Origin of the sequence: Streptomyces sp. NPDC049687 (assembly GCF_044465285.1) — a bacterium.
GTDB lineage: Bacteria > Actinomycetota > Actinomycetes > Streptomycetales > Streptomycetaceae > Streptomyces.
The window spans coordinates 248,427-259,097 of the sequence record NZ_JBITLN010000013.1; the positions used below are offsets into that span (position 1 = coordinate 248,427).

Genomic DNA, 10,671 nt, shown 5'->3' on the forward strand with positions numbered 1-10,671 from the left:
GGGACCGCCGGGCGGGGCGGGCGTTGATGGTCGAGCGGGAGCCTGAGGTGGCCCGGCCACGCAGGTCCGATCCGCTCAGCGAGCTCGGCCTGAACGTCGTGGCCGGCCAAGGTACAGGCGGGCAGGTTTTTCTGCGCGAGCAGAAGCATCTGGCGCAGGTCCCGGTTCTGGTGCAGGGCGCGCAGGTGGTGCATACGCCGCTGTGCGGTCGGTGCTGCGGACGGTCGCGCACGCGGCCGCGGTCGGGGCGGTGGTGTGTTTGTACGGCGACGCTGGGCACGGGAAGACCGTCGCGTTGCAGTACGCCCTGTCCCAGCTGGCGCACCCGGCCAGGGTCCGTCGGGTTCACGTCGGTGTGCACCCGACGGTTCCTGGGCTGCGTCGGGTACTCGCGGACGCTCTCGAGCTGGGCAGGCGTCTGCCGCGCGGGGCGGGGGAGGCCGACCTGATGCTGGTGAACGCATTGCGACAGCCTCGCGTGCTGGTGCTGGTGCTGGACGAGGGGCAGCGTCTTCCGGGGCCGGCGCTGGAGTTTCTGCGCGGGCTGTGGGACCACCCGGACACGGACACAGCGCTCCTTTTGGCGGGTGCGGGCAGCGAACAGGCGCTGCGCCGCGTGCCCGCGCTGGCGTCTCGGGTGCTGACCTGGGAGCTGTGCCGCGCCTCAGCTCAGGCGAGGTGGCAGGGGCGGTGGCGGCCTTCCACCCGCTGTGGGAGGACGTGAGCGAGGACGATGTCGTGTGGGTGGACGAGCATGTGGGCCACGGCAATTTCCGGACGTGGGCGAAGCTGACCTCGCACCTGACCGCCGAGATCTACGGCAAGAGTCGTGCGGTAGTGGACCGCCGGTTGCTGGAGCGGGCCTGCGCACGGCTCATGGGGCCGCTGTGACCGGCGCCTCCGGGCCGGGAGAGGCTGGCGGCCACGAGGACGGTCCGCACGCGCGGGGAGGTCTGCCTTCTTCCTCCCTGTCGGCGCTGCGCGGCCCTGCTGTGCGCCGGCTGCTCGCTCTGCGACAGGAGCAGAAACTGACGACCCGGCATGTACGGCTGATGGCGGAGTCGTTGGAAGTGACTGAGCGCACAGTGTGGCGGTGGCTTGCCGCTGCCGAGCGTGACGAGTTCGCGGCCGCGGAGCCTGGGGCGCGGGCCCAGAGCAAAGACCGCTTCTCCGTCACCCCGGAAGTGCGCCGCATGCTGGCCTTGTGGAAGGGCAACGTCGCGGCGGTCCATCGTGAGCTGATCGCTCGCGCGGCTGTCGTCTCGCACTGAAACGTCCAAGATCTCTCTCACCTGAATGTCAGACAGAAAGCCCTGTGAGCTGGTGTGTTAGGTCTGTGGCGTGACATTGCGTGAAAGACGATCGTGACAAGTCATGCAAAAGCGCAGGACATTCTAATGCGAATCGCATAAAAGTTTTGATCTTGGTTCGAGTGGCTAGAGGGCTCGGTGTGGCTGTGATTCCAGGGTGCGTAGTTGGTGTGGTGAGGGCTGCTTGAGCTGGGGAGTTGGTGGTTCCCTGAGAACGATTCCGGCGCTTGCGGGAAGCTGGCGGCAGTGGTGATGGGGCGTCTGGCCTGCGGTCGTTGGGAGTTCGTTGATAACGGTGGTGGGGTGTTGGTGATGGGCTCCGGTATCTAAAGGGTCGGTGCGGGTTTGTGCTGGTCGGCGGCTTGCTGCATGGTCGGGGTCTGCTGGTGGGCTATGCCGTTGCTGTCGGGTGGGGGTTGGCGCCGGTCCAGTACAGGGCGGTGTCGATGTCGCGGGCGGTCCAGCCGTCGGCGTGTGCTGCGCCGTGTTCGAGGAGGTCGTCGAGGAGTTGCATGTAGCGGCCGTAGCGTCCCGGTGTTGGAGTGAGGGTGAGGGTGTCCAGGGCGTGTTGGACGCGGCGGTCGTAGACGGCCATCCGGTGCGGTGCTGCTGCGGTCAGGATGGCGGAGGCGACGGCGTCGCCGGTGCGGAAGCCGGGCAGTTCCCAGATGATGCCGCGTCCGGTGCGGGCGGCCTCGCTGGGCGGGACCGTGGAGTCGCGGACGGCGGTGACGGCTCGCTCGGTGATGGCTCGTACGTGGGTGTCGGGCAGGGACATGAGTGCTGTCACCCAGCGGGTTTGTGCGGAGAGCCGTTTCCAGACGACGAGGGCTGCGATGTCTGTCTTGCCGAGGCTGCCCGTGTGCTCGGTCCGCTGCGCGACTTCGTGGAGGACCTCGTCGTAGTGGGGTGAGACGCCGGCCAGGTAGCTGGCGCGGGCGGGGATCAGGATGTCCCACGTTCGGCCGCAGAGAGCAGCGAAGTCCTCGTCAGCGGTCGTGTCAGCACTCTTCTTCATGTCCGCATCATGCCGTTTGGGCCGGTCGGCGGGTGCGGGGGCGGCTTGCTTCTTCGGCGAGGTGGTCGAGCTGGATGGCTTCGAGCGTTTTCTTGGTGATGCGTTCGGTGCCGTCGCAGATGGCGGTGATGGCTGCTTGGCGGATGAGGCGGGCGAGGCTTCCGATGCGTCCGGCGGTGCGCTGGTGGAGGTAGGGCGCGTGGCGGGGGAGTGTGCCGGGTGGGTGCTGGGGCAGGTCGAGGGCGTTCTCCATGTCGGTGATGAGGTCGGTGAAGGGCCGGGTGTTTCCGTGGCGGGCGGGGAGGGGGCCGCAGGTGATGAGGCTGGCGCGGCCGGCGAGTTGGGCGCCGCGCACTCCGGCGAACAGCGTGGTTGAGGCGACGTCGATGCCGGTGTAGACGAAGGTCGCTCTAACGCGTTCGGTGAGGTCTTTGAGCAGGTCGGCGGCTTCCGCGCCGGTGGTGGTGCGCGGGTTGAGGCGGTGGATCTCGTCGATGAGGACCAGGCGGACGCCGGCTTGGGTGTAGGTGTGGCAGACGGCGCTGGTGATCTGGGCCTGGGTCATGCGGGTGGTGACGGAGATGCCGAGGTAGCGGGCGAATTCGATGGCGAGGGTTTTCGCGGTGGCGCCGGGTGGCACCAGCAGGTACGCGACCGGAACCTGCTGGTGGGTGCGTCCGGGCGGGGCGGGGTGTTTGCGGGTGTGGGCGAGGTGGCAGGTGCGTCCGACTTCGAGGAGGGCGGTCGTTTTCCCGGCCGTGGCGGGGCCGGTGACGATCAGTGAGGGCCGGGCGGTGTTCTGCTGGTGGCGGCCGAGCAGCATCAGGGTGCGGACCTGGGTGGCGAGGGTGTTGATGGCTGGGGTGCGGACGGTGACGAACGCGGAGTGGTAGGCGAGGCGTTCTTCCGTGCTGCGGGGTGCGTCGCCGGGCTGGGGCGGGGCGAGGGGTGGGGTGGTGGCGAAGTGCTGCCAGCCCTGCCAGGTGGTGATCGGCCACTCCGGCTCTGCCGCGTGCGTGCCGGGCAGTGGTACCTCGGTGTCGGTGGTGGCGTGGTGGTTGTGTGCGGGGCTGGTCACCAGTTGAGGGCTTCCTGGGCGGGGTCGTAGAGGCCGAGTCCGGTGTACGGGACGGGCGCGTCGCCGTTGTCGGGGGTTTCCTCCTCGCCATCAGCCTGCTCTGGGTCGTCGAGGTCGTCGAGACTGTCGTCGTCCCATCTGTCGGCCTGAGGGCCCGGGGTGTGGGGCGTGTGGTGGTCGGCCGCTGGCGGGGGCGTTTTCAGCGGTGCGGTGCGGGTGATCAGGCGTTGCTCGCCTGGGGTGGCGGTGTTGGTCTGGGTTCGGCGCATGAGCTGGTCGAGGGCGTCGGCGAGGTCGGCCTCGTGGGTGTCGCGGTCGCCGTGGCGGGCGGTGATGGTTTTGATGTGCTGCCAGGTGGCGCTGTTGAACGGCTCGTGGATGTGGTCGCGGTGGATCCACGGGATCTCTGTCAGGTGTCCGTCGGGCAGGCGGATCCAGACCTGGCGGGCGTCGTGGGGGTTGGTGTGGACTTCCCATTTGCCGCCGCGCGCCGTGACGGGGGAGGGCTGGCCGCGGTAGGGGGTGAGGACATCGTGGTCGTAGGTGCGGTGGTCGACGCGGATGCCGCGTTCGGTGATGGCCTGCCAGCGCACCGGCAGCAGTTCGAGGTAGTCGCTGCCGCTGAGGGGGAGGGGCACGTGGCCGGCCACGGCGACCAGCGCGGCCCACATCTGGTTCGGGGTGAGGGCCTTCTTGGGCAGGGTGGGGTGGCGCAGGCCTTCGTGGGGGCGGTGGTGGTAGTGGATCAGCCATTCGTCCAGCAGGTCCTGCAGCTGGGCGACGCTGAAGCAGGCCTCGGTTTCGGCATCCGGTCCGCGGCGGGTGACATCAGAGCCGGTGTAGCCGGGCAGGTGCTGGCACAGCAGGGCGTTGATGGTGCCGAAGGTGCGCTCGACGATGCCTTTGGCGGCGGGGGCGTGGGGCGGGGTGGGCTGGACGCTGATGCCGAGAGTTTCGCAGGCGGCGCTGAACGCCGTGGACAGATAGATCTTGCCCCGGTCCACGACGATCGTCTCGGGCACCACGACTGGACGGGCGGCGGCGCCCTGAAGGCGTTCGTCCAGGGTCATCAGCCGCTGGAGCTGGGGGAGTTGGGTGTGGGCGAGGCGCAGCGCGTCGGGCCAGGTGGGGCGGGCGGGGTGCGGGACGGCCATCTCCGCCAGCAGCAGGGCCGCATCCACGGCCTTGGTGCCGGCCGGGCGCAGGACGGCGGCGAGGATGGCGCGGGTGGCGACATCTACGGCGATCTTGTGGCGGTGGTTGTGGTCTGACCGTTGACCGCTGTGGCGAGGGAGCACGGCGGGTTGGTGGGGAGGGTCAGTGCCGTCGGTCTCGTTCAGGTTTGTCGATGCGGGTGATGTTGTGGCTGGCCTCCAGGGCCTGGCGGAGGCGGGCGTTGTCCAGGGCAAGGCGTTGGATGTGGGCGGCTGCGTAGTGGAGGTTTTCGGTCAGGGCACGGTTGGTCCGGCGGAGTTTGGCGTTCCTGGCGATGAGGACGTCGTAGGGACTTGGCCGTGCCTCGTGGCCCGCTGGTGAGGACGGATGGCTGCGAAGGGCTGTGATTTCTTTGGCCAGTTGGGGGAAGTGGCGGCGGAAGGTGGTGTTGCTCAGGCCGAGCCGGGTGGCGAGGGCGAGGACGCTGGGGCGTTTGCCGTTGGTGTGGCAGTCGTTGAGGTACTGGTCCGTGACCTGGCGGGCTCGGGTTTCGGTGGGGATGGCGGCGGGGCGGGTCACGCGCTCTCCGGTGGGGTGGGGTTGTTCCGCTGAAGGAATGCGGTGATCTCTTCGTGGCGTGCCTGGAGCTGGTGCTGCAGGAGCGGGGGCAGGGGTGGGCGGGAGGCGAGGCGGTGGTTGATGCGGTTGATTTCGTGTTGCCAGGCGGCGGTGTTTTCGGGGGTGAGGGCGACGTTGTGGCAGGCCAGGGGCTTGCAGCTGCCGTGGTCGGGAAGGTTTTCGCTGCGGCGGTTGCGGGCTTTTTCGCACAGGGCTTTGGTGTGGTCGTGGACGCAGGTGACGTACTGGCCGGGGTAGACGGCCGGGTCGTGCCGGGTCATCAGCCGTCGTAGTCGTGCCTCGTCGAGGACGAGGGTGCCGTGGAAGCGGGCGCGGATGCCGAACTCCTTGAGGCGGCGGGCGGCTTCGTCGGCGGCGGGGCCGGTCAGCGTGGTGTGTTCGTGGGCGTCGATGGCGGCGATGAGGTGTTCGCCGCGGGCGAGGGCTTGTTCGCTTTCGACTTCGGCGCGGAAGCCGGAGTCGCTGGTGCCGGCGTAGCCTTCGAAGACCTGGATGCAGTGGTGGCGAAAAGCGAGGGCTCCGGCGATGACGCCGCCGGGGCGGCGGGCGATGTACCAGGCCAGGGTGCGCCGGAACTGCCTGTTCGTCAGGTGCCATTGCTGTTGGTCGATGGCGGGAATGACGTCGTTGCGCCTGTGGCGTAGGCAGTAGTCGTTGATCCAGGCGGTGTACCGGTTCAGGCGGGCGTTGGTGGCGCCGCTGCTCAGGACCTGGTTGACGGCGTCGGGGAGGGCGCCGGGGGTGTGGGGCAGGGGAGCGAAGAGGTAGTCGCTGTCGGGCGGCTGCAACTGCTCAAGGACGGTGATGGCCCGTGCGGCAGGTTCGCCGATGCTCCAGGTGGCGGGGGTGCCTGCCGGGTCGCTTTCACCCTTGAAGGCGAGGCTGTGCATCTTCCACCGGTAGGGGCGGCCGTCGGCGTCGCGTTCGACGGCCAGGCAGCCGCGTTTCAGGTGTTTGAGTTCGCTGTCGCGGGCGCCGGAGAGGAAGGCCAGGACGATGTAGCAGGCGTCCTGCAGGAGGCGGGCGAGGTTGGCGAGGCTGTCGGGTTCGCTGTAGTCGGCCAGGATCCCCTGGATCCAGGGCTGGCCGTCGAGCCGGCCGTGGATGGGCTGGTCGCTGACCGGCTGGGGTCGGATACTGACGAGGGCAGCGGTCTCGTCGATCATGCGGCTGTGACGGGTCACAGAGATTCTGCTGCATCCGACGGCGCGGGCGATCGCCGTCAGGCTGGGCTTGCCGCGCCAGCCGGGCAGCGGTTGGCGGGAGGCGATGCGTTCGTCCAGCCATGCCCGCAGCAGTCCGTATACCTGGCCGTAGGGGGGCGGCTTGACCGGCGGCGGGGCAGGGGTGTGCCAGGCGCGGTCGGCGGCGAGGATGTCGGCGCGGAATTCGTCGATGAACCGCATGGACCAGACGAACAGCGGTCCCAGGACTTCCTCGGGGATGCGGGCGGTGGTGTTCTCCCGCCGGTGCGCGGCGTTTTCGGCCCATCCGTCGATGTGGGCGGGGTCGAAGCGCAGGGCGTCGCAGGACAGGCAGCTTCGCCAGAGCCAGAACTTGCGGGCGCCTGCTCGGGCGCTCTGGCGGGCACTGGTGCGGGGGAGAGACTGGATCAGGAATCGCTGGTAGTCCTCCAGATCCGCGCCGCTGAGTGTCTCCAGTCGCCCACTGCGGGCGGCGGCCCAGCGCAGGAAGCGGACGTGTTCGGTGAAGACGGTGCGGACGGTCGCGGCCGCGGGCTGCGTCTCTCCGGGAGGAGCGGGTCCGGACAGCATGGCGTAGCAGAGTTCTTTGCCTACGTGGCGGTGGGCGGCGGGGATGAGGCGGAAGTCGAGGATGAACCGGCGGTCGTGTTTCTTGACCATGGCCGGGCCCAGGTTCCACACGTCGTCACCGAAGCGTGAGGTCTCCTGAAGCCTGCTGCCCAGCTTCAGGGTGCAGCCGTGCAGGACGAACGGGTTGCTCTCCGGTGCCAGGGGCGGCGGTGGGACGGCCACGGGCCGGCTGTGCGGGGTGGTGGTCATGGGGTCTCCCACGGGTTTTCGGCCAGGTCGAGCAGCGCGTCTTGTGGCTTGTGAGTCTGGGCCTGCTCGAGTTCGGCCGGGGTGAAGCGGGTGAGGATGTCCTGGCGGATGGCGACCCAGGCCGGGCCGTAGCGCTGCCACCACTGCTTTTCGGGCAGTTCGCGGCGGCGATGGGCAAGGGCGTCGCTCAGGGCGAGCAGGCGGGGCAGGTGGTCCCGGGTGATCAGGCAGTTCCCGCAGTGGAAGCAGTCGAGGAAGGAGACCTGGCACGGCTGCTGGGTGAGGGGATGGCGGTCGTGGTTGGCGCAGGCACTCCAGCCCGTGTCCAGGGCGCCGTCCGCCACCTGCCGGGCCGCGGACGGCGCGAGCCCGGCCTTTGTCAGTGCCGCGGTATCGGCCGGTCCGGTAAGGACGCGGGGTCCGCCGCCCGCCGCCCGTACGGCTCGCTCATGGGCCAGGAGGGCTGCCTGTTCGGCGTCGACGAGCGCCTCCCCGAGGACCTCCTCGGCCCAGGAGGTGATGACCGGATCGCCGCTGAGGTAGTTGCGGAACAGCACGGGCATGGTGTTGGACTTGGCGGCCGAGGGCAGGTGGCCGCCCATCCGTTTCGTGCGTCGTACCTCCATGCTGGTCTTGATCCGGTTGAAGCTCACCTGCAGCGGCAGGGCATCCCCCGACCCATGTGGGCCGTTACTCCCGGGCTGTGGATCGGCCAGCAACGGCCGCGGCCGGTTGGCCGCCCACGCGGTGGGCAGGATTGGGGTTCCCCGCAGGGAGTGTTCGAACGGCGCGCAGTGGTCATCGGCGACCCCCAGCCCGGCTCCGTATCCGTTGCGCCACACGCACCACAGCAGCGGTGATGGCGAGCCGCGCAGCCGGCGGCTGCGGGCGGTCAGCTCCAGCAGCAGCAGGTAGAACCCGCCGGGCGTGTGCAGTTCCCTGCCTGGGGCACCGATCTCCCAGGTGACGGTCTCCCACCAGCGGCTCGCTCCCCGCCGGCGCTTGACGATGACCACTTCGACCGCCCGGTCTTCCAGCATCCGGTGCGCCACGGGCAGTTCCTTGACCGTCTCACCGTTGCGTTCGGACAGTGCGGCCGCGAGCAGCAACAGCGGAGGAAGGTCCCGCAGCGTCAGGAACAGACGGCCCGCCAGTTGCCGCCGCTCGGGAGCGAACGGGTTGGGGCGGGCACCGGGCGGTGTGGGGACCTGCCCGGTGGCGGCCATCTGCTCCAGCATCCGTCCCAGGGCGCGGTCGTTCTCGTCCAGGGCCTGCGGGTCCCTTTGGTAGCGGCGCAGTATGTCCTCCCCGGCCCGGATGCGGTCGCGGATTTTGGCGGCATCCGCCCGCAGCGCAGCCATCAGCCGGGCCAGTTCACCGTCGGAGTATCCGCTCGTCAGCCGCTTGGTGCCGCCCGTCGCCGATGAGGCGGCGGTGCCAGTGGCCACCAGCGGCGTCCGGGGCGCGGGCAGGCGTCGCCGAAGGTGGTCGATCACCTGCGGTGCGACCTGCTCGCACAGACCGGGCCGGGTGAACAGCAGCCGGGCCCGGGTGAGGTCCTGGCGCGCGGTGGCCGGCGAGGTCGCCATCCGGTGGGCGTGGAAGGCCGACACATGCTCGGGCGTGAGCTCGCCCGGCACCGTGGGCGGTTGGGGCAGCGAGCCGAGGAACCGCATCAGGCGGACCAGGGACCCCCAGCCTGTCCGCGCCGCGGCGTGGGTGCGCAGCCCTCCGGCCGGGCCGGTCCGCTCGGCGAACGCGGCGGCCAGGGCCTGGTGCCAGCCTGGCAGCGGCAGCCGGGAGACGTCGAAGGCGGCGCGGCGGCCGTCGTCCCCGTGGAAGGCCACCACCAGCGTGTCGTCCGCCCCTTGCTGCACGGGCGCGGCGGGTGCGTAGGCGCCATGGGGCAGCGCTGCCGGACGGCCCGGTCCGGTGCTGCTCCGCCCCCGCCGGCTCACCCGCTTACTCCGCCCGTGCCGGCCGGTGCGCGCAGGTCGTCGCCGAGCCGCTGCAGCGGGGTGTCGCGCGGGTCCTCCCAGGTATCGGGCACCAGCGCCATGCGGGTTTCCATCTCCAGCTCCTGCAGGGCGTGCAGATAGACGGTCGTCGTCACCACGGAGCGGTGGCCCAGCCGGCGGCGCACCCAGTCCAGTGGGTCGCCGAAGATCCGCGTGTAGTGGCCGCGCTGGCCTTCGTTGAGCTGGCCGAGGGCTGCGATGTGGCCGCGCTGCAGCTGTTCCAGAGTCACCACGGCGAAGCTGTGCCGCAGCAGATGGGCATGACAGCACAGCGCGACCCCGCGCGCCTGGCAGCGCTTGTTGGCGTCGGCGAAGACGCTCTTCCACGTCGACACCGCCAGCGGCTGCCCGTTCTCACCGAGCCAGAACAGCGCCGGTTCCAGGCCGTCCTCGCCCTCCACCAGCAGCCGGCGCCGTTCCCCCGCCGTGAGCTCGGCCAGGTTCACCACGCGGCGGGTGCTGCTCCCGGTGACCCGGGCCAGCTGCGGCCGCGACGGGTCGTCGATGACCAGCGGACGACGCCATCGCCGGTAGGCGCCGGCCGCTCGGGCGTCCTCGACCACTTCCGCCCGATCCAGCTGCGCGTAGGCCGTCAGCTCGCGCAGCACGCTGTGCGGGACATAGATCCAGCGGGCGGAGAAACACTTCGCGATCGCCCCCGGCAGCCAGAACCGCTGGTAGCCGCCCGCCCCAGGCCCGGTCGGCACTTCCAGGCTCGCCAGGTGGGCCTGCTCGGACAGCCGCATCCCGGTGCGCACCATCAGGTCGGCGAACGCCGCATTCCGCGCCGCCCAGCGCCCCCGAAACCGCCGCGACGGCAGCCCGTCGGGCCCGTATCCCCGCAGTCCCACGTCCCGCCACAGCCGGTACGACGCCGGCGGCAGCCACTCAATGCGCTCACCGCCCCGGTCATGCGCGTAGGTCGCCGGAACAGTCGCCTGAACGCGGGCGCCAGACGGCACGCCCCAGGGCGCGGCCCTGGACAGCCGGTGCGGGATGGGCATCGCGCCCAGCTGCCCCTGCTGGACAGCCCAGCCGTAGAACTGGTTGACGTGGGACACGTCTTGGCTCCACGTGCCGCCCGACACCCGCGGCCCGGCCGCATCCCGCCGCCGCCACTGGTGATACGCCAGATGATCGGCCTCGGTGACCTCCCGCCACCCCCGCCCGCCCCGCGCCCGGTACACGAATGTCAAAAACCCTGCCAAGGCCCGGGCCCGGTTGGCGTTGCTGTTCCATGGCGCGAACACCAACTGCGGCCGCTGGAAATAGGAGTTCAGCGCCACGTCGTACTCCCACCGCGGCGACAGCAGGAACGGCAGCCCGTCCGGCAGGCCCGCCTCGTCCAGCCACACGCCCAGGTTGCCTGGCAGCCCTCGTAGCTCTGGCGCGACAGTCTGCGGCTGCACAACATCCCTCGAAGTGAAGT

General features: G+C 70.2%; 10 protein-coding genes. 3 read left to right on the forward strand and 7 right to left on the reverse strand.

Going from position 1 to position 10,671, the window contains the following annotated elements; all coding sequences use genetic code 11:
* The first annotated feature begins 211 nt into the window (after positions 1–211).
* Genes ACIBVL_RS33800 through ACIBVL_RS33810 form a run of 3 tightly spaced genes read left to right on the forward strand, consistent with a single transcriptional unit; the run spans position 212 to position 1,271 of the window.
* A complete protein-coding gene (locus ACIBVL_RS33800) occupies positions 212–724 on the forward strand; it encodes an ATP-binding protein (RefSeq protein ID WP_399103285.1) in 513 nt (170 codons plus the stop codon).
* The gene (locus tag ACIBVL_RS33805) at positions 721–891 is read left to right on the forward strand and encodes a hypothetical protein (RefSeq protein ID WP_399103287.1); all 171 of its coding nucleotides are present in this window, start codon (positions 721–723) and stop codon (positions 889–891) included. The genes ACIBVL_RS33800 and ACIBVL_RS33805 overlap by 4 nt, the downstream gene beginning before the upstream one ends.
* Entirely contained in the window at positions 888–1,271 is a 384-nt protein-coding gene (locus ACIBVL_RS33810) for a hypothetical protein (protein WP_399103290.1), read from the forward strand. Before ACIBVL_RS33805 ends, ACIBVL_RS33810 begins: the two co-directional genes overlap by 4 nt.
* Positions 1,272–1,701: 430 nt before the next feature.
* Here ACIBVL_RS33810 and ACIBVL_RS33815 read toward each other — a convergent pair whose 3' ends face one another.
* From ACIBVL_RS33815 to ACIBVL_RS33845, 7 genes are all read right to left on the reverse strand, one after another.
* Positions 1,702–2,328: a hypothetical protein gene (locus ACIBVL_RS33815; protein ID WP_399103293.1), complete on the reverse strand. Its 627-nt coding sequence runs from the start codon at positions 2,326–2,328 to the stop codon at positions 1,702–1,704.
* A 7-nt stretch (positions 2,329–2,335) separates the two neighbouring features.
* Positions 2,336–3,319: a TniB family NTP-binding protein gene (locus ACIBVL_RS33820; protein ID WP_399103345.1), complete on the reverse strand. Its 984-nt coding sequence runs from the start codon at positions 3,317–3,319 to the stop codon at positions 2,336–2,338.
* Between the two features lie 83 nt (positions 3,320–3,402).
* A complete protein-coding gene (locus ACIBVL_RS33825; RefSeq protein ID WP_399103295.1) occupies positions 3,403–4,704 on the reverse strand; it encodes a Mu transposase C-terminal domain-containing protein in 1,302 nt (433 codons plus the stop codon).
* A 19-nt stretch (positions 4,705–4,723) separates the two neighbouring features.
* Entirely contained in the window at positions 4,724–5,140 is a 417-nt protein-coding gene (locus ACIBVL_RS33830; protein ID WP_399103297.1) for a hypothetical protein, read from the reverse strand.
* Positions 5,137–7,224, reverse strand: a complete 2,088-nt coding sequence (locus tag ACIBVL_RS33835) for a hypothetical protein (RefSeq protein ID WP_399103299.1) — start codon at positions 7,222–7,224, stop codon at positions 5,137–5,139. Before ACIBVL_RS33835 ends, ACIBVL_RS33830 begins: the two co-directional genes overlap by 4 nt.
* The gene (locus tag ACIBVL_RS33840; RefSeq protein ID WP_399103301.1) at positions 7,221–9,101 is read right to left on the reverse strand and encodes a hypothetical protein; all 1,881 of its coding nucleotides are present in this window, start codon (positions 9,099–9,101) and stop codon (positions 7,221–7,223) included. Before ACIBVL_RS33840 ends, ACIBVL_RS33835 begins: the two co-directional genes overlap by 4 nt.
* A gap of 77 nt (positions 9,102–9,178) precedes the next feature.
* Complete coding sequence (locus tag ACIBVL_RS33845) at positions 9,179–10,651, reverse strand: integrase (RefSeq protein ID WP_399103304.1); 1,473 nt, start codon at positions 10,649–10,651, stop codon at positions 9,179–9,181.
* Positions 10,652–10,671 lie beyond the last annotated feature (20 nt).